The organism is Stenotrophomonas sp. SI-NJAU-1, assembly GCF_020883215.1.
Lineage (GTDB): Bacteria > Pseudomonadota > Gammaproteobacteria > Xanthomonadales > Xanthomonadaceae > Stenotrophomonas > Stenotrophomonas indicatrix.
In genome coordinates, this window is the sequence record NZ_CP086598.1 from 3990955 (window position 1) to 4012110 (window position 21156).

The following is a 21156-nucleotide window of genomic DNA, read 5'->3' on the forward strand; positions in this document are numbered from 1 at the left end:
ACCTCCGGTCAGGTCTGCGGCCACAGCACGGCCAGCAGCAACGCAGCGAACTGCAGCAGCGTGGCGGCGTACTGGCGCATCAGCAGACGCCGCATGCCGGTCCAGCGCGCATCCCAGCCACGCGTCGGCGCCTGTGCTTCCAGCCTGCGCAGGCCAGCGGTGTGCAGCGCCTGGTCCACCCGCTGCGCTGCGTCTTCACCCTGCAAGCCCTCGCGCTGCAGCAGGCGCAGCAGGCTGGCGTCCAACTGTACCCGCACCGCGTAGTACGCCTGCAGAACGCCTGCCACCAGGCTCAGCAGCAGCAGGCCAGCGGCGAACATCGCCAGCCCCGGCTCGATGCCCAGCAGCAACAGGGCCACCAGCAGCAGGCCCAGCGACAACGCGGCAGGCAATCGCCCCTGGCGCAGCAGCAGATGCATCATCGGCAGATCGGGCACGGCGCTCATGCAATGGTCTCCTGCGCGGCAGCGGCCGCGATCACCTGTAGATGAACGTCATGCAGCACGATCGACGGCCGCGCGCCACGCACGATCGACACCGCGTCGGCCACATCGCGCGCACGGCCGGTGCGCAGCAACCAGGTCGCCACGCTGGCCGCGCTACGTGAGTACCCCAGCGCACAGCAGACCAGGACGGGGCCATGCCCGCGCAGGCGTTCAATGGCATCTGCCGCGGCGCGCAGCTGCGCCGCCGAGGGCACCACCAGGTCCAGCATCGGCACGCTGGCGTACGCTGCTCCCGGCGCGCGGCAGGACAGCTCCGCACAGGTGTCGACCACGCCCACCAGCGGTGCCGGCAGTGCGGTACCTGGCAGGCGCCCCAGCCAGACAGCGTCGACGACCGGCACCGGCTGCGGCGCGCGGCGCGTCCACAGCCGCGAGTTGATCCACGCCGCACCCAGGTACGGTGCCAGCAGCCAGCGCGCGGCCATCGTCAACCGGCCATCGGCGCGCTTCTGGAACACCGCCGTGCCCAGCCCGGCATAGGCCAGCGACACCAGCAGCAACGACACCACGGGCCACAGCAGCCACAATGCGGTGCCGCGCAGCATCACCACCGGCACCAGCAGCAGGCCGGCACCCGACACATACAGCGCGGCCAGCCGCCAACGCTTCGGGTCACCGGCAGCCTGCCAGGCGCGCAACGGCGGCGTGCCCTGCTCCGGCCACAGCCACACGCACAACCAGCCCGCCAGCAGCCCGGTGGGAATGTCGATGAAGTGATGCTGGAACGTGGTCAGCACCGAAATGCCGATCAGCAGCGCCCACACATGCAGCACCAGCCGCCAGACCCCGTGCAGGTACTGCGCGAACTTCACCCACAGCACGATCAGCAGCACGATATGCAGCGACGGCGCCTGGTTGAATGGCTTGTCGAAGCCCAGCAGCACGTCGAACAACCAGCCGAACACACCGCCGATTTCCGGCCGTTCGAAGCTGAAGCGCAACGGCCACAACAGGAAGCACGCCACCGCGATCACCTGCGCGCTGAGCAGGCGCAGTGCGTGCCGGTCCAGCTCCAGCCGGCGCCGGCACAGGAAGAACGAGATCGCATAGAACAGGTCGATCGACCAGTACGGCACGATCGTCCACGGCACGAACGGAATCCGCGCCTCCCAGGCAAATGCCATCACCGGCAGCTGGGCATGGCGGCCGGCCATCCAGTTGGCGAAGCCATAGCTGGCGAAGAAGAACGGACCGAGCAGGGCCAGCCACAGCAGGGCGCGCCGCCAGGGGCGCGCCTCGCTGGGTGATGCGGTTGCCGCCAGCGTCGCCATCACGCGATCCGTCGTGCCAGCGATACGGTGAAGATGCCGAAGTCATCGATGCGCTGGGCCACCTTCTGGAAGCCGGCCAGGCGCACCAGTTCGTCCATCTCGTGCTGGGTACGGCGGCGCATCACCCACGCCGCGCCACCACGATGGCTGGTCAACGCACGCGCGATGAACTCCAGCTGCGGATGCCACGGCTGCCCGGTGTAGGCCAGGTAACCGCCCACCGGCACCGTCGCAGCGATGCCCTGCAGTGAACGCAGCACCGCATCGTTGTCCGGGAACAGTTCGTACAGGCCGGATACCACCGCCAGCGTCGGCGCCGGTTCCACTGCTGCCAGCTGCACCGGATCGAACGCATCGCCCTGTTCGAAGCGGGCGATGTCGGCCGCGCCGAGGCGCTCGATCAAGGCCTTGCCCTGCGTTACATTCAGATCGCTGAAATCGCGCAGCACGATGTGGTCGGCACGCTGTTCGCCCTGGCCGAGTGCTTCCAGCACGTAACGGCCATGGCCGGCCGCCACGTCCAGCACGCGCACCGGCGCGCCCTGCCCGCGCAGTCGCTGGGCGGCATCGCGCAGCAGTTCCTGCAGGTGCTTGCCGCGCACGCGGATGCCGCGCCAACCGATCGCATCCAGATAGTTGCGGTCGACCATCCGGCCCAGCGGGCCCTTGCCCCGCGCCTCATCACGGTAGATGTAGTCCAGCGTGCTGCCCGAATCGAAGCCGGTCTGCAGTCCCAGCGCGATGCCCTCCGACAGCGTGCCGCCGAAACGCAGGCCACCGCGCACCACGCGCCAACGCAGGTCGGCCAGGCTGTTGCGCTCCGGTGGCCACGACAGGATCTCCGATTCCTCGAAGGTCGGGCCATGCCGATGCGCATCGCGCCGCGACAGCTCCTGCAGCGGTTCGGCAAAGCGTGCCTGGATGAAGCTGCGGATACGCGCCAACGCCGGTGCACGGTCACGCTCGCCGAGGGTGTCGTGGAAGAAGCCCGGCAGGTGCACGCGCTCCTTGATCGGGCTGGACAGGCGTTCGTAGAAGCGGTCCTGCGGGCCACGGTGCACCACGAAGTCCGAGCCCGATACCAGCAACTGCACCGGCACGCTGATCGCCTGCGCGTCGGCCACGATGCGGTCGGCCGCTTCGTACAGGCCCAGCAGCACGCGCACCGAGATCGGCCGGGTGATCAGCGGATCGGTGCGGTAGCTTTCCACCCGTGCCGGGTCGTGGGTCAGCCACTGCGGCTTGACGTAGCTGTTGACGAAGAAGTTGCCGCGCAGTTTCTGCATCAGCGCCAGTCCAGCGCGTGCGAATGGCACGTACAGCTTCACCTTGAATGCCGGCGAAGCCATCACCAGCGCGCGCAGCCGCGGCGCATAGTCATGCACCCAGGTGGCGGCAACCACCGCCCCCACGCTCTGCGCGATCACCACGATGTCCTCCACCGCGATGCCATGCTCGGCACTGATGTGGGCGATGAAGCTGTCCAGGTCGCGCACCAGCGCCGGGAAGCCCGGTGCGTCGCCGCGCGTGCCGGGCGAGCGACCATTGCCGCGCGCATCCCACGCGAAGAACGCGGTGTCGGGCAGGTCCAGCTCGTCGACCAGATGGGTGACCCGGCCGGAGTGTTCATGGCCGCGATGCAGCAGCACGATGGCCTTGGCCGGCGTGGTTGCCGTGGTGCTCGGCCAATACCGGTAGAACAGCGGTACCTGGTCGAAGCTGTGGAATTCCCGTTCCTGCGCCTGACGCATGCAATCTCCGTATGGATAGGGCGTGTAATCGTGTTGTGCCTACCGCTGCGATATCGCCGCGGCTTCCTTCAATCCCTGGCGTACGCGACGGACCACCGTCACCCCACACAGCAGTGCGGCCAGTGCGGCGACCGCGCTGACCACGGTCGCGCCTGCCCAGGCAAACGCCAGCAGCAGGCCCAGCACGCCGATCACGAACGCACGGTCGCTCTTGCCCATCGGGCCGTCATAGCGGCGGCTGGCGCCGACCATCAGGCCCAGCACGCCGGCGTACTCGCTCAGCGCGGCGGCCCAGGCCAGCAGCCACAGTGCCTCGGGGCGCACGCCCGGTACGCTGAGCAGGCTCAGGTACAGCGCCGCGTCGGCGATCACATCGCACACCTCGTTCAGATAAGCGCCCAGCCGCGATTGCTGGCCGAATTCGCGGGCCAGCATGCCGTCGACGGCGTTGAGGGCCATGCGCAGCAGCATCCACAGCGGCAGGGCCAGATACAGCAGCGGCTGGGTGGGAGCGCAGCACCACACCGCAGCGGCCACCAGCAGCGAGACCACGGCCGCAGCCACGGTCACCGTGTTGGCGGTGATCCCCATGCGGTACAGGCCGTGTACGGCCGGACGCAGCAGGTCCTGGAAACGTCCTTTCAATGCGTAGATCGACACGATCTGAACCCGCTAATCCTTGGCAGTGCGGGCACAGCCTACCTGATTGCGACAGCGCCACATATCGAATTACGCCCAATGCCGGCCCATGCAGGTGCTGCCGGGCGGACCAGGACAGGAGTCGGCACCGGCCAATTTCCCCCACCAGCGCCCGCCACCGGCCCCCACCGCCTACAATATCGGCCCCGCTCCGCTGCCGATTGCCCTGTCCCCATGACTGCTGATCTGTTGCCCGTCCGCCGGGCCCTCCTCTCCGTTTCCGACAAGACCGGCCTGGTCGAGCTGGCCACCGCGCTAGCTGCACGCGGCGTGGAGCTGCTGTCCACCGGCGGTACCGCCAGGGCGATCCGCGATGCGGGCCTGGCCGTGAAGGACGTCGCCGAGGTCACCGGCTTCCCGGAAATGATGGATGGCCGGGTCAAGACCCTGCATCCCATGGTGCATGGCGGCCTGCTGGGCCGCTCCGGCCTGGACGACGCGGTGATGGCCGAGCACGGTATCGGTGCCATCGACCTGCTGGTGCTGAACCTGTACCCGTTCGAATCGGTCACTGCCAAGGCCGACTGCACCCTGGCCGACGCGGTGGAGAACATCGACATCGGCGGCCCGGCGATGCTGCGCTCGGCGGCCAAGAACTTCGCCCGCGTGGCGGTGGCCACCGACCCGTCGCAGTACGCCGAACTGCTGGCCTCGCTGGATGCCAACGACGGCCAGCTGTCGGCCGGCACCCGTTTCGCATTCTCGGTGGCCGCATTCAACCGCGTTGCCCAGTACGACGCGGCGATCAGCAACTACCTGTCGGCGGTCACCGCCACCGACGCCGCCGTGCCGGTGCGCGCCGAATACCCGGCGCAGATGAATTCCACCTTCGTGAAGGTGATGGACCTGCGCTACGGCGAAAACCCCCACCAGAGCGGCGCGTTCTATCGCGACCTGCATCCGGTGCCGGGCACGCTGGCCACCTTCCAGCAGCTGCAGGGCAAGGAGCTGAGCTACAACAACCTGGCCGATGCCGATGCAGCCTGGGAATGCGTGCGCCAGTTCGACGCGCCGGCCTGTGTCATCGTCAAGCATGCCAACCCGTGCGGCGTGGCCGTTGGCGCCGGCAACGGCGATGCCTACGAGCTGGCCTACGCCACCGACCCGACCAGCGCCTTCGGCGGCATCATCGCCTTCAACAAGCCGCTCGATGCAGCCACCGCGCAGGTGATCCTGGACCGCCAGTTCGTTGAAGTCCTGATTGCGCCGGACTACGAGCCGGCCGCGCTGGAATACGCGCAGAAGAAGGCCAACGTGCGCGTGCTGCGCATCCCGCACGGCGACGGCCTGAACAACTTCGACAACAAGCGCGTGGGCTCGGGCCTGCTGCTGCAGTCGTCGGACAACCGCGGCATGACCCGCGACGAACTGAAGGTGGTCAGCAAGCTTGCACCGACCGACAAGCAGTTCACCGACCTGCTGTTCGCCTGGAAGGTCGCCAAGTTCGTCAAGTCCAACGCAATCGTCTACGCCAAGGACAACCGCACCATCGGCGTGGGTGCCGGCCAGATGAGCCGCGTGTACTCCGCACGCATTGCCGGTATCAAGGCGGCCGATGCGAACCTGGTGGTCGAAGGTTCGGTGATGGCCTCCGATGCGTTCTTCCCGTTCCGCGATGGCATCGATGCCGCTGCCGCCGCCGGCATCAAGGCAGTGATCCAGCCGGGCGGTTCTATGCGCGATGCTGAAGTGATCGCCGCCGCCGACGAACATGGCCTGGCCATGGTGTTCACCGGCGTCCGCCACTTCCGCCACTGATTGCTGGAGCGACACGGATGTCTGCCGTCTCTTTGAAACCGCTTGCCGTGCTCGCCTTCGCTGGCACGACCCTGCTGGCCGGCTGCAAGCCGGCTGCCGAGCCCGCACCTGCCCCGCAGGCAGATGCGGCAAAGCCCGCCGCCAGCGAACCGGCGGCGCATGTCAGTCGCACCGCGCGTCTGCAGGCCTTCCTGACCGGGCGTTACGGCAAGGACGCCAAGCTTTCCGGCCAATGGCGCGGCAGCTGGACCCAGGACGATGAAACGCGCGCGATCGACTGGCAGGTCTGCGCCGAGCAGCCGGTGGTGACCGGCGACAGCTGGCAGCAGCTGCTGGCGGTGTGTGGTGCGCTGGTCGATGGCGCGCATATCGACCCGGGAACGATCGAGTTCTTCGTGCTGCAGCCCAAGGGCGATGGCTTCGGGATAACCAGCGAGCTGACCGGCGAGCGCTTCGGCAGTGGTGGCCAGCCCGGCACCGCCAGCATCATCCGCGCCGGCAGCGATTTCTACGGCTTCCGCGTCGAGGATGGCTGGTTCGGCCAGGGCTTCTCGCTGCTCTCGCAGACCCTGGTGCTGCCGGGCCCGAAAGGCCTGACCAGCACCGGCAACGTGCGCAGCCACATCGACAACGACGCCCAGTACGAATGCGAGAACGTCGATGCGGCCGCCGATCCCGATGCCGCCGAAGACTGCCGCACCCGCCGCTTCAGCATCGATTTCGCGCTGCGTTTCGACGACAGCGACCGCAGTGCGCGCATCTGGCCACTGCTGATCGAGGAATCCGGCAACACCTGCGGCGGCAAGCGGGTGCGTCAGGAGCACCGCTTCACCCTGGACCCGAAGTCCTGGACCTACTCCTTCCCCGAATCACTGCGACGCGAAGGCTGCGAATGACGCACACGCGCCGCCGGGGACCTCGAACTTCCCTTCCCACGCAATCTGGAATCTCGTGATGAACGTACTTGTCATCGGCTCTGGCGGCCGCGAACACGCCCTGGCATGGAAGCTGGCCCAGTCCTCCCGTGTCACTGAAGTGCTCGTGGCGCCCGGCAATGCCGGCACCGCCAACGAAGACAAGTGCCGCAACGTGGCGGTGAAGGTCACCGACATCGATGGCCTGCTCGCCCTGGCCCAGGCCGAAAGCGTGGCGCTGACCGTGGTCGGCCCGGAAGTGCCGCTGGTGGCCGGCGTGGTCGACCGCTTCCGCGCTGCCGGCCTGCGCATCTTCGGGCCGACGGCGGCGGCCGCGCAGCTGGAAGGCAGCAAGGCCTACGCCAAGGATTTCCTGGCACGCCACAACATCCCCACCGCGTTCTATTCGGTGCACACCGAGATCGAGCCGGCACTGGCCTACCTGCGCGAGAAGGGCGCACCGATCGTGGTCAAGGCCGACGGCCTGGCCGCCGGCAAGGGTGTGATCGTGGCGATGACCCTCGCCGAAGCCGAAGACGCGGTGCGCGACATGCTTTCGGGCAACGCCTTCGGCGATGCCGGCGCGCGCGTGGTGATCGAGGAATTCCTCGACGGTGAGGAGGCCAGCTTCATTTCGATGGTCGATGGCGTGCATGCACTGCCGATGGCCACCTCGCAGGATCACAAGCGCGTCGGCGACGGCGACACCGGTCCGAACACCGGCGGCATGGGTGCGTACTCGCCGGCCCCGGTGGTCACCCCGGACGTGCACGCCCGCGTGATGCGCGAGGTGGTGAACCCGACCGTGCAGGGCATGATCGCCGACGGCATCCCGTTCACTGGCTTCCTCTACGCCGGCCTGATGATCGATGCCAGCGGCGCGCCGAAGGTGATCGAGTTCAACGTGCGTTTCGGCGACCCGGAAACCCAGCCGGTGATGCTGCGCCTGCAGTCGGACCTGGTCGACCTTGTGGACGCGGCCATCGATGGCCGCCTGGACCAGGTGGATGCGCAGTGGGATCCGCGCCCGTCACTGGGCGTGGTGCTGGCCGCCAGGCCGTACCCGGACTCGCCGATCACCGGCGAGGTGATCTCCGGCCTGGATGATGTGCCGGCAACGGCCAAGGTGTTCCATGCAGGAACGACGCTGGATGCGCAGGGCCAGGTGCTCAGCGCCGGTGGCCGCGTGCTCTGTGTGGCAGCGCTGGGCGACAGCGTGCGCGAGGCGCAGGCGAACGCGTACGCGGGCGTGGCGAAGGTGACCTGGGCCAACGAGTTCCACCGCACCGACATCGGCTGGCGCGCGATCGCGCGGGAAATCTGAGACCGCGCTGATCCACGCGTGGCGTGGATCTACTGGATCGCGAAGTAGATCCACGCCATGCGTGGATCCAGCAGGAAAAAAAAGGCCCGGCAATGCCGGGCCTTTCCATTACTCAAACGCTTCGCCGCCTTATGCGGTGAACAGCGCCTTCATCTTCTTCAGCGCGTTCGCTTCAACCTGGCGGATACGCTCGGCCGATACGCCGTACTCGTCCGCCAGCTCCTGCAGCGTCACCTTGCTGTCCGCATCCAGCCAACGGCGGCGGATGATGTCGCGCGAACGCGCATCCAGTTCCGCCAGGCCTTCGCGCAGCAGCTGCATCTGGTTGTCTTCGCTGTCCTCGCGCTCGTAGGCCATCGACGGATCTTCGTCATTGGCCACCAGATACGCAGCCGGCGACGGCGGCGCGTGGTCGTTGTCCTCATCGGTCGGGGCATCGAAACCGATATCGCGGCCGGACAGGCGCGACTCCATTTCCAGCACCTCGCGCTCGGACACGTTCAGGTCCTTGGCCACTGCGCTGACTTCGGCCGCGTTCATCCAGCCCAGGCGCTTCTTCGACTTGCGCAGGTTGAAGAACAGCTTGCGCTGCGCCTTGGTCGTGGCGACCTTCACGATGCGCCAGTTCTTCAGGATGAACTCGTGCATTTCGGCACGGATCCAATGCACGGCGAAGGACACCAGGCGCACGCCCATGTCGGGGTCGAAGCGCTTGACCGCCTTCATCAGGCCGATGTTGCCTTCCTGGATCAGGTCGCCCAGCGCAAGGCCGTAGCCGTTGTAACCGCGGGCCACGTGCACCACGAAGCGCAGGTGCGAGTGCACCAGCTCACGGGCAGCGTCCAGATCGTTGCCGTCGCGGAAGCGACGGGCCAGGTCCTGTTCGTTATCGACCGACAGCACCGGGATCTGGTGCACGGCACCGATATAGGCGTCCAGCGAACCGAGCGCACTGGGAATCGGCAGATTGTTTGCCACAAGGGCAGTAGAGGTGTTCTGGCTCATAGGCACCCATCTTAGCAGTCCGGGATTTGGACTGCTAAAGGAGGAAAAAGTTCCAGCATTCCACTGATGAAACACTGGTCCCAAACAGAAGCCTACCGTAGCGCGATTTGATGACAGTGGCGAGCGCGCTTTTCGGGATACACAATCCCTTGCAATTCAACCCACTAGCCAGGAAAACCGGGCCTTTCCAGGTCAAAGGCAGCTGAACGGGCGGTGGTTTTACCCGTTCGACACCGGGCAGCGTTGCCCGCCGTTCAGGCCGATGGCGCCAGCGTCGCCCGCGGCGGCAGCGACCAGTCGATCGGCGCCTGGCCACGGCGCTGCAGGTACTCGTTGGCCATCGAGAAATGACGGCAGCCGAGGAAGCCACGGTGGGCCGACAGCGGCGAAGGATGCGGTGCTTTCAGCACCCGATGGCGGCCGCTATCGATCACCTTGCCCTTCTGCTGCGCGTAGGCGCCCCAGAGCATGAACACCAGGCCCTCGCGCTCACGGTTCAACACGTCCACCACATGGTCGGTGAAGCCTTCCCACCCGCGCCCCTGGTGCGCACCGGCCTTGCCCTCTTCCACCGTCAGCACCGCGTTGAGCAGCAGCACGCCGCGCTGCGCCCACGGGATCAGGCAGCCGTGGTCCGGGCGGGCTATACCGAGGTCCCCCTCGATTTCCTTGTAGATGTTCAACAACGACGGCGGCACCGGCACGCCCGGCTGCACCGAGAAACTCAGGCCATGGGCCTGCCCACGGCCGTGGTACGGGTCCTGGCCGAGGATGACCACTTTCACCTGATCGAACGGGGTCGCATCAAAGGCGGCGAAGATCTGCGGTCCAGGCGGGAACACCGCCGCACCGCTGGCCTTGCGCTGCCGCAGGAAGCTGGACAGCTCGCGCATCTGCGGCTGCAGCAGGTAATCGCCCACACGCTGCTTCCAGCTCGGTTCCAGCTGGATCGCCGGGGTGTCCACTACTTCATCGATCATCGCAACACGTCATCGCAACAGGGGTCCATCATTCAACCGGGCCAGCCGCAGCTGGAACAGCACCTTGGTGATCAGCAGGCGCTCTTCGATCGGCTTCAGCACCAGATCGTTGGCGCCAGCCTGCAGCAGGCCGGTCTGGTTGTGCGGATTGCCATCGCCGGTCATCACCAGCACCGGCAGGCGACGCTTGCCGTAGCCGAAGTCCACGCGCACGCGCTGCACCACGTCGCGGCCGCTCAGCTCTCCCTTCAGGGTCACATCGGTCAGCACCAAGTCGATGCGATGGCGGCTGCGCCCCAGCGATTCGGCGGTGAGCAGGGTAAACGCTTCTTCGGCGCTGACCACATGCATCACGTTGAGCTGCTGGCGCTCGAGCATGCGCTTGGTCGCCTCGGCCACCACCCGGCTGTCCTCGATGTAGAGGATGGTCGCGCCGGGAATGGTCTGCGGCTGCACGTAGCCGCGCACGAAGGTCGCCAGGGCCTCGTGGCCCAGCGATTTGTCGAAGTAGTCGGTGACGTACTCGGTGAAGCGGCGCTGCTCCAGGTGCTGCTGGGCGTCGCCGGAGACCACGATCACCGGCACATAGGCCTGCCCTGCCGCTTCGCGCACCATCCGCGCCAGCGCCAGGCCGTCGCCATCGCGCAGGGTCAACGAGGTGGTGACCAGATCGACCGGCCCCTGCGCCAGCGCATGCTGTGCGTCTTCGATGCTGTCGCAGCCAATCACCTCCACGCCCGGCAGATCGCGCTGCAGGACGTCGGCGATCAGCTTGCGCACCAGCTTGGAGCCGTCAACCACCATCACCCGCGTCGCGGGCCCTTCAAGGTGCTTCAGCGCTTGCGGTTGCATGCCGGTCTCAGGTGTCGGTCGGGCGGGTCTGGCGGAGGAAGTGGCCGGTCACCAGCCATGCACCCAGCCAGCCCAGCAACAAGGTGCCAAGCAGCACCAGGCTGCCATGCAGCAGGTCCAGGCCATGCAGCACGAACGGGCTGCCGTAGCTGCGCGACAGCTCGGCCAGCGGCGCGCGCAGGGCGGCACCGGCAATACCGATCAGGCCCAGCGCGACCGCACCGGCGCCCAGGCCATACCAGGCGCCCAGGTACAGGAACGGGCGGCGGATGAAACCATCGCTGGCGCCGAGCAGCTGCAGCACGCCGATTTCCTCGCGGCGGGCCTGGATGTCCAGGCGCACGGTGTTGCCGACCACCAGCGCGGCACCGGCGCCGAGCAGCACCGACAGCACCTGCACCAGCCGCGCACCAAACGCGAGCCAGGCATCCAGGCGCTGCCGCCACAGGGCGTCGTGCTGCACCAGGTCGGCACCGGGCAGGCTTTCCAGCGCGCGTGCCAGCCGTGCATCGTCCTGGCCCTGGCCGGGGGTGACCACCAGCAGCGAGGGCAATGGGTTGTCGTTGAGTGCGTCGATGGCTTCGCCGAGGCCGGCCTGGCGCAGTTCCTCCAGGCCCTGTTCCGGCGTGCGCACGGTGACACTGGCCACGTCCGGGCGATCGCGTAGTTCACCGGCCAGGCGCAACGCACCCGGGCCGTCGACGTCCGCCTTCAGGAAGACATTGATGTCGCGCGACTGCTGCACGCTGCCGGCAAACTGCTTGAGGTTGTCCAGCGCGATCGACAGGCCCAGCGGCAGCGCCAGGGCCAGCGCCATGACCATCACGGTCAGCAGCGTCGCCCACGGTTTGCGGCACGCACGGCCGAGGCTGAACACCACGCTGTGCACGTGATGCTGGAACCACACGCCCAGGCGCGACGGCGCAGCAGCTTCGGTGTTTTCGTTCTTGGCCATGGTTACTCCGCCAGATCCTGCGGCGAGATGTCGTCCACCAGCCGGCCGTGGTCGAGGATCAGCACGCGCTTGCGCATGTGGCGCAGCAGCGGCAGGTCATGGCTGACCACCAGCACGCTGGTGCCGCGTGCGGGCAGCTCGGCGAACAGGGACATGATCTCGGCCGCCAGGGTGGGATCGAGGTTGCCGGTCGGCTCGTCGGCCACCAGCAGCTTGGGCTCGCCGACGATCGCCCGGGCGATGCCGACGCGCTGCTGCTCACCGGCCGACAGCTGCGAGGGCAGCGCCTTCTCGCGGTGGCCAAGGCCCATGCGCTCGAGCACCGAACGCACGCGCTTGTTGATGTCGCCACGGCGGGTACCGCGCAGGATCAGCGGCAGGGCCACGTTCTCGGCGATGGAGCGGTCCATCAGCAGGCGGTGGTCCTGGTAGACCGCGCCGACCGCGCGTCGATGCCGCGGCACATCACCGCCGCGCACCTTCAGCAGGTTGCGCTCGTCGAACATCACCGCGCCGCGGCTGGGCCGCTCGTCCAGGTGGATCAACTTGAGCAGGGTGCTCTTGCCCGCCCCGGAGTGACCGGTGACGAACAGCATTTCGCCCGGCGCGACCTCGAAGCTGACATCGGTCAGGGCTTCGTGGCCACCGGCGTACTGTTTGCTGACATTGTCGAAGCGCAGGACACTCATGCCCCGATTATGCAGGACCGGCGCGACGGATCGGTAGCGCCGGGCCATGCCCGGCGAAAACCTTCCGGCATCGCGGCCCCGGACGGAGGCCGCTGCGCTCGCCGGGCATGGCCCGGCGCTACCGGCTTAATTGCCCGACAGCATCCGGCGGATCTTGCGGCCGATACGGGTCAGGAACGAGTCGCCGGCATCGGCGCTGGTACGCACCGGCTTGGCCACCACCTGCACCGGGGTAACTGGGCTGGCGCCGTTGCCGGCGTTGCTTGCCACAGCTTCGGCGCCCTCGACCGGACGGCCGTGGCGACGACGACGGCGCTTGCGCGGCTTGCGCTCGCCATCCACCGCACCTTCCGGCGCAGCTTCGGCGCGCGGCGGACGCGGGGCCTGCACGGCAGCAGCTTCAGCCGTCACCGCACCCTCGGCTGCGGCGGCAGCAACCTGCTCACCTTCCACGCGCGGCTTGCGCGGGCCACGCGGACGGCGTTCGCCGCTGCGCTCGCCATCGCGGCCGCCACGGCCACCACCGCCACTGCCGGAACGACCGCCACTACGGCCGCCGCCACGACGCTCTTCCTCGGCGGCGCGCGCTTCGCGTGCTTCGCGGAAGATCTGGCCGACGCTTTCGTTCTCGTCGCCTTCCTCGCCCGGTGCCGGGGCGGCACGCTCAGGGCGCGGCAGCGACGTCAGGATCTCGCTGGTGACCGCTTCGACCGGGATCTTCTGTTCGATGTAGGCCTCGATGTCCGGCAGGCCCATCGCATAGCGCTCGCAGGCGAAGCTGATGGCATCGCCTTCCTCGCCCAGGCGGGCGGTACGGCCGATGCGGTGCACGTAGTCTTCGGCGTCGAACGGCAGGTCGTAGTTGTAGACGTACTTGATGCCGTCGATGTGCAGGCCGCGGGCGGCCACATCGGTGGCCACCAGGATTTCCAGCTGGCCCTTCTGGAAGCGGTTGAGCAGGCTCTCGCGCTTCTTCTGCGGCACGTCACCGGACAGCACGCCGACGCGGTAGCCGGCACGCTCCAGCGAACGGGCCACGCGCTCGACGAACACCTTGGTGTTGACGAAGACCATGGTGCGCGCGCCTTCGCTGCGCGACAGCAGGCCCAGCAGCAACGGGATCTTCTCTTCGTCGGCCGGGAAATAGATGCGCTGGCGCACGCGCGCGGCGGTGATGGTCTCGGCTTCGACCACCAGCTTCTGCGGCTCGTTCATGTGCTCATAGGCCAGCTCGAGCACGCGGTGGCTCAGGGTGGCGCTGAACAGCAGGGTCTGCCGGGTGGAGCGCTCGGGCATGCGGCGCAGCAGGAAGCGGATGTCCTTGATGAAGCCCAGGTCGAACATGCGGTCGGCTTCGTCCAGCACGCAGATCTCGCAGGCGTGCAGCGACACCACCTTGTGCTGCTTGACATAGTCGATCAGGCGGCCGGGGGTGGCGATGATCACGTCCACGCCCTGCTGCAGCAGCTCGCGCTGCTTGTCGTAATCCACGCCGCCATAGACCAGCGCGAAGCGCAGGCCAAGCTCGGAACCGAACTTCACCGCATCCTTGTGGATCTGGATGGCCAGTTCGCGGGTCGGCGCCAGGATCAGTGCGCGCGGGTCTTCCGGCTTGCGGTCGGCCAGTGCCGGGCGGGTCAGCAGGCGGTTCACGACAGCGACCAGGAAGGCCAGCGTCTTGCCGGTGCCGGTCTGGGCCTGGCCGGCGACATCGCCACCGGGCAGCGCGACCGGCAGGGTCAGCGCCTGGATGGGCGTGCAGCGGGTGAATCCGGCTCCTTCAAGACCGGCCTGCAGGGCCGGATGCAGATCAAAGGAGGAAAAAGTCAAATCGGTCAGCGGTTTGTCGCTCATGTGTCCGTCTTGGTATGGCCACGCGCCTGCGGGCGGCGGCACTGGAATCTGTCTGGGGCTCCGTCGCAAACTGCGGCCCCTGCGGCGGGTCGGGCTGGCCGGGACCCCTCGGGTCCGCGCGCCGCACAATGCCCCAGTTTACCGCACTCGGGCCGGCAAACCGGAACCCAGCGTCTCACACCAGAGGGAGACGCCCCTCTTCACACCGCAGTACCGCGCTTGAACAGCGGCGCTGGCCTCCATGGCCTATCGCACCGGCACCCCCATTTCAGGCAGGGACAGTGAAACCGGAGACCTACCGTGCTCACCCCCGATCACGATACGCTGGGTTCCAGCCAGCACCTGTCCCCGCCCTGCGATAGGGGTACACTGCCGGCCGTGAGCGTCCAGGCATCCCGCCGAACGCACCGTGGCAGTCGGCCGCGAGGCAACGACGAGGGTCACGCCACCGGGCATGGCCCAGTTCACCCACCTCCGGCCTGGCCGGGTGCAATCCAAGACGAGAAACCAAGATGAGCGACAAGGTTGTACACGTCGGCGATGCCGACTTTGATAGCGCCGTACTGAATTCCAAGGAACCGGTGCTGGTCGATTTCTGGGCCGAATGGTGTGGCCCGTGCAAGATGATCGCCCCGGCACTGGATGAACTGGCCGATGCCTACCAGGGCCGCGCCAAGATCGCCAAGGTCAACGTGGACAACAACCGCGCCCTGGCCGCCAAGTACCACGTGCGTTCGATTCCCTACCTGGTCGTCTTCAAGGACGGCGAAAAGGTTGGCGAGCAGATCGGTGCCGTTGGCAAGGCCCAGCTGGCCGGCCTGCTGGACAAGGCCCTGGCCTGATCCCGCATGTTACCGGCAGCCGTTTTCCACGGCTGCCGGGCGGGCGCCCCCGCGCCTGACTGAATACCGTACCCGGCGACCCTTGCGTGGCGCCGCAGGCCGATGATAGTGTCGGCATATCCGGCCGCGTTCGCGTGCCGCATCTTCTGGACGCAGTCTCTTCCAGACCCATTCCCAATGTTCGCCGCCCCAGCCGGGCGCTCGCACCTTCAAGCGAGGAATAACGCTCTTGTCCGATAACACTTCCGAAACCGGTAGCGCTGAAGCGCCCGCCGAAAAGCGCGTGCGCAAAGCCCGCGTGACCAAGGCTGCCGCTCCGGCCGCCGCCGAAACCAGCGCCGCCCCGGCGCAACCTGCCCTGCCGCTGGCAACCGCGCCCGAAGCGCCGGCACCGGCTGCAGCGCCTTCCGCGCCGAGCGCACCCGCCGCCGAGGCCCCTGCCAGCAGTGGCGGCGGCGAAGGGAGCGAGGGCCGCGAATCCGGCCAGCCACGGCAGTCGCAGCAGAACAACCAGGGTGGCGGGCAGAACCAGAACCAGAACCCCTACAACCAGGGCGGCCAGCAGGGCCAGCAGGGCCAGCAGGGCCAGCAGGGCCAGCAGGGCCAGGGCAACCGCCGTGACCGTTTCCGCAACCGCCGCGACCGTGATCGCAATGGTGGCGGCGGCGGTGGCAACGGTGGTCGCTTCCGCGACGACGGCATGCCCAACGACAACGGCGAACAGCAGCCATTCGTACCGCGCCCGCACGCCAACGTGCCCGAAGGCTTCCCGGTCTATTCGCTGAGCGACCTCAAGCGCATGCCGGCCCAGAAGCTGCTGGAGATCGCCGAGCAGCTGCAGATTTCCGAAGGCGTGGCCCGTGCCCGCAAGCAGGACGTGATCTTCGCACTGCTGAAGGTGCTGACCCGCCACGGCGACGGCGTTGCCGCCGACGGCGTGCTGGAAATCCTGCCGGACGGCTTCGGCTTCCTGCGCGCGGCCGAGGCCAGCTACCTGGCCGGCCCGGACGACACCTACATTTCGCCCAGCCAGATCCGCCGCTTCAACCTGCGTACCGGCGACCACCTGTCCGGCCGCATCCGCTTCCCGAAGGACGGCGAGCGCTACTTCGCGCTGTCGATCGTGGACACCATCAACGGTGAGCCGCTGGAAGCGTCGAAGAACAAGGTGCTGTTCGAGAACCTGACCCCCCTGTTCCCGCGTCGCCGCTTCACCCTGGAGCGTGGCAACGGTTCGTCGGAAGACATCACCGGCCGCATCCTCGACCTGATGGCGCCGCAGGGCAAGGGCCAGCGCTCGCTCATCGTGTCCCAGCCGAAGGCCGGCAAGACGATGATGATGCAGCAGGTGGCCACGGCCATCACCACCAACCATCCGGACGTGCACCTGATCGTGCTGCTGATCGACGAGCGCCCGGAAGAAGTGACCGAAATGCAACGCACCGTGCGCGGCGAGGTCATCAGCTCGACCTTCGACGAACCGGCCGCGCGCCACGTGCAGGTGGCCGAAATGGTCATCGAGCGAGCCAAGCGCCTGGTCGAGCACAAGAAGGACGTGGTGATCCTGCTCGACTCGATCACCCGCCTGGCGCGCGCCTACAACAACGTCGTGCCGAGCTCGGGCAAGGTGCTGACCGGCGGTGTGGACGCCAACGCCCTGCATCGCCCCAAGCGCTTCTTCGGTGCCGCGCGCAACGTGGAAGAAGGTGGCAGCCTGACCATCATCGCCACCGCGCTGGTCGATACCGGCTCGAAGATGGACGAGGTGATCTACGAAGAGTTCAAGGGCACCGGCAACAGCGAAGTGCACCTGAGCCGTCGCATCGCTGAAAAGCGCGTGTTCCCGGCCATCGACATCAACCGTTCCGGCACCCGTCGCGAAGACCTGCTGATCGAGCCGGAGCTGCTGCAGAAGATCTGGATCCTGCGCAAGCTGCTGCATCCGATGGATGAGATGACGGCGATGGAATTCCTGCTGGACAAGATGAAGAACACCAAGTCCAACGACGAGTTCTTCGGTTCGATGAAGCGCTGATCGCGCGGCATTGATGGAATACGGAAAGGCCCCGCAGTGCGGGGCTTTTTCTTTGGGTGGCGGCAGGACAAGCGGCTTCACTTCGCGGCTCGTTGATTTGGCGATAATCTGCGGGACAAATGCCTGACTCTCCGTCCCGACCGCGCTGGCCGGGCCGCCGATTTCCGCTGTTGCCCCATCCGGAGGATCCGGCGGGTCCAGCCCTGCACGATTCTTCAACCGCATGCGCACGCTGTCCCCCCGCCTCAACCTGGGCAAGCTGATCCTTGCCCTGGCCCTGCTCAGCGCCGTCATCGCCCTGGCCAACACGCTGCTTGCCAGCTATCGCGTACAGCGCGACCAGCTGGTGGGCAACACCCTGGAAGCCAACCGCGTTTACGCCACCAAACTGGCCGAAACCACGCAGGACTTTCTGCTGGCCGCGCAGCAGCAGCTTGCCTACGCCGCCACCCGGCTTGGCAACAGCGACATGGATCCGGCCCAGGCGCAGGATGAGGCCCGTCGCCTGCAGCTGCAGTCCAGCAGTTTCAACTCTTCGCTGGTGGTGGCCAATGACGGGCGGGTGATCGCGACCTCGCCGCAGAGCCTGCAGCTGCAGGGCGAGATCCTGCGCAGCGCTGGCAACCAGGCAGCATTGGAACGGCGCCAGCCGATGATCAGCGATCCCTACCAGTCGGCCACCGGCAAGCTGCTGATCTCGATCTCGCACCCGGTGTTCGACCGCAGCGGCCACTACCGCGGCTATGTCAGCGGCACGCTGTACCTGCGCCAGCGAAGTGCGCTCAATACCCTGCTGGGTACGCACTACTACCGCGACGGTTCCTACCTGTACGTGGTGGATCGCCATGGCCGCCTGATCTACCACATCAATCCCCAGGAAGTGGGCACGTATGCGCTCAGCAACCCGGCCGTGAAAGCGGTGATGCGCGGCCAGCGTGGTGCGCAGCAGGTGCGCAACAACCACCGGGTAGCGATGCTGGCCGGTTACGCGCCCGTCGCGGCAACCGGCTGGGGCATCGTCGCGCAGCGCCCGACCGAGGCGACGCTGCAGCCGCTGTCACGGCTGATGTCGGCGGTGATCTGGAATGCCATTCCGCTGGGCGTGTTGTCGCTGCTGATCACCTGGTGGTTCGCCCGCCGCATTTCGTTGCCGCTGTGGCAGCTGGCGCGCAACGTGCAGGACGGCGAAGATACCGGCAACGCGATCAGCCACGTCAATGGCATCCGCGCCTGGTACTTCGAGGTGGCGCAGCTGAAACAGGCGGTGCTGTACAGCTTCAATGCGCTGCAGGACCGGATCGGCACGCTCAACCGCGCCAGCCGCACCGATCCGCTGACCGGACTGCTCAACCGCCGCGGGTTGCAGCAGGCGCTCGACGTGCTGCAGGCGCAGGGCCTGCCGTTCGCGATCCTGGCGCTGGACATCGACCGTTTCAAGTCGATCAATGACGGCCACGGTCATGACATCGGAGATGCGGCCATCGTGCACATCGCCGAACAGATGCGCCGCCATTCGCGCGAGACCGACGTGCTGTGCCGCGCCGGTGGCGAGGAGTTCCTGGTGCTGTTGCCGGGCGTTGGCATCGAAGCGGCCCGGCAGACCGGCGAGCGCCTGCGCCAGGCCATCGCCGACGAACCGTTCGCTCCGGTGGGCACCATCACCGTGTCACTGGGCGTGGCCCACTTCCCCAGTTTCCATACCGATCCGGAACAGGCACTGCGCTTGGCCGACAAGGCCCTGTACCTGGCCAAGGAACAGGGCCGCAACCGGGTGGTGGTGTACCCGCACGCCGATTGAGCACATCGATTCGATCGGGATGCGCCGGGGCAGGCCCGGCGCATCCCGCAATGACGCATCAGCCCAGCGGGGTCAGCAGGCGCGGGCCTTCCTGCGCACGACCGACCATGTACACCCCGCCTTCGGGCAGCAGATCGGTTCCGGCGACCTGGGTTTCCTCACCGGTCTTCCACGGCGCCTGCTGGCGCGGGCCGGGAATGTACGCGGTCCAGCGGCCGTAACGCTCACGCGAATCCTGGAAGGCGAAGCGCACCGGTACGCGCACGGTCCAGAAATCCCGATCCTTGTCCTCGCCGGTAGTGGGCGGGTTGAACGTCCAACGCTTGGCGCTATTGACACTGGCCTTGGCCAGGATATCGCGCAGCTGGTTCATCGCGCGCGCGGTGCCAATCACGGTCAGGTTGGTCTGCTCGGCGATCACATCGGCCACCCTGCCATCGCGGCCGACCTTGACCATCAGCATGACCGTGCCCTCCCCCTGCATGGTCACCGCCTGCGGTGGGTAATCCGGTCCCCGCAGTCCATTGCTGGTCACCCTGTCGGTGCTGACCTCACGCTCGCCACCCACCTTGCTGAAACTGGCATCGACCAGGCGGACCCGCATGGTCCCCTCGGCAGCATTGTCGGCCATCAGCCGCAGGCGCACCGCAGTGCGTGCCTGCACGGGCGCGCCATTGACCAGCACCGGTTCGAAACGCCAGCCCCGCACGGCCTTGTCCACGAAATCGGCAATACCCGCGTCGATTTTCTCGCGACGATCAAGCTGGAACCCTTCAACCTGGCCTTCGCCGCCGATGTCGATGACACCGCTGAGGGTCATGCTGGCCTCGGCCTGCCTGCGTACCTCGCTCGCGGTCTGCGCATCGGCGGTATCGATCAGGGCGGCACCGCCAGACACCGCAAAGGCCAGTGCCATGAAAAGGGAAGAACGCATCACAGCCACTCCTTGTGCATGAAGATGATGACGTCTGCCCCCCGGGCGGGGGCCGATGAAACGTGGCGGCGGTTGACCGGCATCATTGCTCGGCAAGCGGCGTCAACAGGCGCAGCCCGCGGCTGGCGCTGTCGACCATGTACACACCACCGGCCGGCAGCAGGTCGCTGCCGACCTGCGCGGCGTCCTCCGCAGTGCGCCACGGTGCCCGCTGGCGAGGGCCGGGAATATGGGCCTGCCAGCGACCATAGGGTGTGGGGGGCAGCCTGCTGCTGTTGCTCAGCGCGAAGGTGACCGGCACGCGCACGGTCCAGAACAGGTCGCCTTCATCCTGCCCGGAGGTCGGCGGCGTGAACGTCCACTTGCGCGCCTGGTTGATGCTGGCCTTGGCCAGAATGTCGCGCATCTTCTGCATGTCCCGCTCGGGTGCGACCACGCCCATGTTCACCTGCTCGGCAATGACATCGCCGACCGAACCATCACGCTCGACCTTGACCAGCAGCATCACCTCGCCCTGTGCGCCGATGCGGAACGCTGCCTCCGGATAGCGCGGAGGCCTGATGCCGCTGGCGGTTACCGCGTCGGTGGCCTTGTCGTCATACTCGCTGAAGTCGACGCTGGTCATGCGCACCTGCATGCTGCCATCGGTGCCGGGCCTGCCCAGCAGGCGTACGCGCAATGGTGCATGTTTTGCCACAGGCCTGCCATCCACCAGGGTGGGTTCGAACTGCCACTTGCGGATGGTGCCGTCCACGAACACGGCGATGGCCGGTGTGATCGACGCCCGCTGGTCAAGCACCAAGCCGCTGACCGTACCATCTGCGGCAACATCGATGGTACCGGTCAAGACCATGCTGGCTTCGGCAGTGGCACGCACCTCGCGCACGGTCTGCGCTGCGGCGTCGGCGCTGGGCAGGGGACCGGCCGTACCGATCACCAGCGCGAAGGCGAGAAACAGGGAGGAGCGCATCATTGTCCAGTCCTTGGTG

General features: G+C 67.2%; 18 protein-coding genes. 6 read left to right on the plus strand and 12 right to left on the minus strand.

Going from position 1 to position 21156, the window contains the following annotated elements:
- Positions 1 to 8: 8 nt before the first annotated feature.
- The 4 genes from LMF57_RS18165 to LMF57_RS18180 are packed head-to-tail and all read right to left on the minus strand — an operon-like array spanning position 9 to position 4188.
- Entirely contained in the window at positions 9 to 446 is a 438-nt protein-coding gene (locus tag LMF57_RS18165; protein WP_117311552.1) for a hypothetical protein, read from the minus strand.
- The gene (locus tag LMF57_RS18170) at positions 443 to 1777 is read right to left on the minus strand and encodes a phosphatase PAP2/dual specificity phosphatase family protein (RefSeq protein ID WP_117311553.1); all 1335 of its coding nucleotides are present in this window, start codon (positions 1775 to 1777) and stop codon (positions 443 to 445) included. The genes LMF57_RS18165 and LMF57_RS18170 overlap by 4 nt, the downstream gene beginning before the upstream one ends.
- On the minus strand, positions 1777 to 3528 hold the full coding sequence (locus LMF57_RS18175; RefSeq protein WP_117311554.1) for a bifunctional alpha/beta hydrolase/class I SAM-dependent methyltransferase: 1752 nt from the start codon (positions 3526 to 3528) through the stop codon (positions 1777 to 1779). The genes LMF57_RS18170 and LMF57_RS18175 overlap by 1 nt, the downstream gene beginning before the upstream one ends.
- 39 nt (positions 3529 to 3567) lie before the next feature.
- Positions 3568 to 4188: a CDP-alcohol phosphatidyltransferase family protein gene (locus LMF57_RS18180; protein WP_208081841.1), complete on the minus strand. Its 621-nt coding sequence runs from the start codon at positions 4186 to 4188 to the stop codon at positions 3568 to 3570.
- A gap of 213 nt (positions 4189 to 4401) precedes the next feature.
- Between LMF57_RS18180 and purH the strand changes: the two genes are divergently transcribed.
- The 3 genes from purH to purD are packed head-to-tail and all read left to right on the plus strand — an operon-like array spanning position 4402 to position 8223.
- Complete coding sequence (gene purH, locus LMF57_RS18185; protein ID WP_229290342.1) at positions 4402 to 5985, plus strand: bifunctional phosphoribosylaminoimidazolecarboxamide formyltransferase/IMP cyclohydrolase; 1584 nt, start codon at positions 4402 to 4404, stop codon at positions 5983 to 5985.
- A gap of 17 nt (positions 5986 to 6002) precedes the next feature.
- Entirely contained in the window at positions 6003 to 6881 is an 879-nt protein-coding gene (locus tag LMF57_RS18190; protein ID WP_229290343.1) for a hypothetical protein, read from the plus strand.
- A gap of 58 nt (positions 6882 to 6939) precedes the next feature.
- The gene (gene purD / locus LMF57_RS18195) at positions 6940 to 8223 is read left to right on the plus strand and encodes a phosphoribosylamine--glycine ligase (RefSeq protein ID WP_229290344.1); all 1284 of its coding nucleotides are present in this window, start codon (positions 6940 to 6942) and stop codon (positions 8221 to 8223) included.
- Between the two features lie 129 nt (positions 8224 to 8352).
- Here purD and rpoH read toward each other — a convergent pair whose 3' ends face one another.
- From rpoH to rhlB, 6 genes are all read right to left on the minus strand, one after another.
- Complete coding sequence (gene rpoH / locus LMF57_RS18200) at positions 8353 to 9228, minus strand: RNA polymerase sigma factor RpoH (RefSeq protein ID WP_025878613.1); 876 nt, start codon at positions 9226 to 9228, stop codon at positions 8353 to 8355.
- Between the two features lie 254 nt (positions 9229 to 9482).
- The gene (ung, locus tag LMF57_RS18205; protein WP_229290345.1) at positions 9483 to 10208 is read right to left on the minus strand and encodes a uracil-DNA glycosylase; all 726 of its coding nucleotides are present in this window, start codon (positions 10206 to 10208) and stop codon (positions 9483 to 9485) included.
- Positions 10209 to 10217: 9 nt separating this feature from the next.
- Positions 10218 to 11060, minus strand: a complete 843-nt coding sequence (locus LMF57_RS18210) for a response regulator (protein WP_025878611.1) — start codon at positions 11058 to 11060, stop codon at positions 10218 to 10220.
- A gap of 7 nt (positions 11061 to 11067) precedes the next feature.
- Positions 11068 to 12015, minus strand: a complete 948-nt coding sequence (gene ftsX / locus LMF57_RS18215) for a permease-like cell division protein FtsX (protein ID WP_025878610.1) — start codon at positions 12013 to 12015, stop codon at positions 11068 to 11070.
- Between the two features lie 2 nt (positions 12016 to 12017).
- On the minus strand, positions 12018 to 12704 hold the full coding sequence (gene ftsE, locus LMF57_RS18220) for a cell division ATP-binding protein FtsE (RefSeq protein ID WP_025878609.1): 687 nt from the start codon (positions 12702 to 12704) through the stop codon (positions 12018 to 12020).
- 126 nt (positions 12705 to 12830) lie between these two features.
- The gene (gene rhlB / locus LMF57_RS18225) at positions 12831 to 14558 is read right to left on the minus strand and encodes an ATP-dependent RNA helicase RhlB (RefSeq protein WP_117311562.1); all 1728 of its coding nucleotides are present in this window, start codon (positions 14556 to 14558) and stop codon (positions 12831 to 12833) included.
- A gap of 512 nt (positions 14559 to 15070) precedes the next feature.
- On the opposite strand from rhlB, the gene trxA reads away from it, so the two are divergent.
- From trxA to LMF57_RS18240, 3 genes are all read left to right on the plus strand, one after another.
- Complete coding sequence (gene trxA, locus LMF57_RS18230) at positions 15071 to 15400, plus strand: thioredoxin (protein WP_025878607.1); 330 nt, start codon at positions 15071 to 15073, stop codon at positions 15398 to 15400.
- Positions 15401 to 15629: 229 nt separating this feature from the next.
- Positions 15630 to 17435, plus strand: a complete 1806-nt coding sequence (rho, locus tag LMF57_RS18235; RefSeq protein WP_229290346.1) for a transcription termination factor Rho — start codon at positions 15630 to 15632, stop codon at positions 17433 to 17435.
- Between the two features lie 223 nt (positions 17436 to 17658).
- On the plus strand, positions 17659 to 19233 hold the full coding sequence (locus tag LMF57_RS18240) for a sensor domain-containing diguanylate cyclase (RefSeq protein ID WP_229290347.1): 1575 nt from the start codon (positions 17659 to 17661) through the stop codon (positions 19231 to 19233).
- Positions 19234 to 19291: 58 nt separating this feature from the next.
- On the opposite strand, the gene LMF57_RS18245 is transcribed toward LMF57_RS18240, so the two are convergent.
- Together LMF57_RS18245 and LMF57_RS18250 are read right to left on the minus strand one after the other, a co-directional pair.
- Positions 19292 to 20167, minus strand: a complete 876-nt coding sequence (locus LMF57_RS18245) for an energy transducer TonB (RefSeq protein ID WP_324255950.1) — start codon at positions 20165 to 20167, stop codon at positions 19292 to 19294.
- Between the two features lie 82 nt (positions 20168 to 20249).
- Entirely contained in the window at positions 20250 to 21140 is an 891-nt protein-coding gene (locus LMF57_RS18250; RefSeq protein WP_229290349.1) for an energy transducer TonB, read from the minus strand.
- Between the last annotated feature and the right edge of the window lie 16 nt (positions 21141 to 21156).

What these genes read in the sequence shown, in the direction of transcription:
- LMF57_RS18165 (WP_117311552.1), bottom strand. Translation starts at nt 446, where the DNA reads ATGAGCGCCGTGCCCGATCTGCCGATGATGCATCTGCTGCTGCGCCAG.
- LMF57_RS18170 (WP_117311553.1), bottom strand. Translation starts at nt 1,777, where the DNA reads ATGGCGACGCTGGCGGCAACCGCATCACCCAGCGAGGCGCGCCCCTGG.
- LMF57_RS18175 (WP_117311554.1), bottom strand. Translation starts at nt 3,528, where the DNA reads ATGCGTCAGGCGCAGGAACGGGAATTCCACAGCTTCGACCAGGTACCG.
- purH (WP_229290342.1), top strand. Translation starts at nt 4,402, where the DNA reads ATGACTGCTGATCTGTTGCCCGTCCGCCGGGCCCTCCTCTCCGTTTCC.
- LMF57_RS18190 (WP_229290343.1), top strand. Translation starts at nt 6,003, where the DNA reads ATGTCTGCCGTCTCTTTGAAACCGCTTGCCGTGCTCGCCTTCGCTGGC.
- purD (WP_229290344.1), top strand. Translation starts at nt 6,940, where the DNA reads ATGAACGTACTTGTCATCGGCTCTGGCGGCCGCGAACACGCCCTGGCA.
- rpoH (WP_025878613.1), bottom strand. Translation starts at nt 9,228, where the DNA reads ATGAGCCAGAACACCTCTACTGCCCTTGTGGCAAACAATCTGCCGATT.
- ung (WP_229290345.1), bottom strand. Translation starts at nt 10,208, where the DNA reads ATGATCGATGAAGTAGTGGACACCCCGGCGATCCAGCTGGAACCGAGC.
- LMF57_RS18210 (WP_025878611.1), bottom strand. Translation starts at nt 11,060, where the DNA reads ATGCAACCGCAAGCGCTGAAGCACCTTGAAGGGCCCGCGACGCGGGTG.
- ftsX (WP_025878610.1), bottom strand. Translation starts at nt 12,015, where the DNA reads ATGGCCAAGAACGAAAACACCGAAGCTGCTGCGCCGTCGCGCCTGGGC.
- ftsE (WP_025878609.1), bottom strand. Translation starts at nt 12,704, where the DNA reads ATGAGTGTCCTGCGCTTCGACAATGTCAGCAAACAGTACGCCGGTGGC.
- rhlB (WP_117311562.1), bottom strand. Translation starts at nt 14,558, where the DNA reads ATGAGCGACAAACCGCTGACCGATTTGACTTTTTCCTCCTTTGATCTG.
- trxA (WP_025878607.1), top strand. Translation starts at nt 15,071, where the DNA reads ATGAGCGACAAGGTTGTACACGTCGGCGATGCCGACTTTGATAGCGCC.
- LMF57_RS18240 (WP_229290347.1), top strand. Translation starts at nt 17,659, where the DNA reads ATGCGCACGCTGTCCCCCCGCCTCAACCTGGGCAAGCTGATCCTTGCC.
- LMF57_RS18245 (WP_324255950.1), bottom strand. Translation starts at nt 20,167, where the DNA reads ATGCGTTCTTCCCTTTTCATGGCACTGGCCTTTGCGGTGTCTGGCGGT.
- LMF57_RS18250 (WP_229290349.1), bottom strand. Translation starts at nt 21,140, where the DNA reads ATGATGCGCTCCTCCCTGTTTCTCGCCTTCGCGCTGGTGATCGGTACG.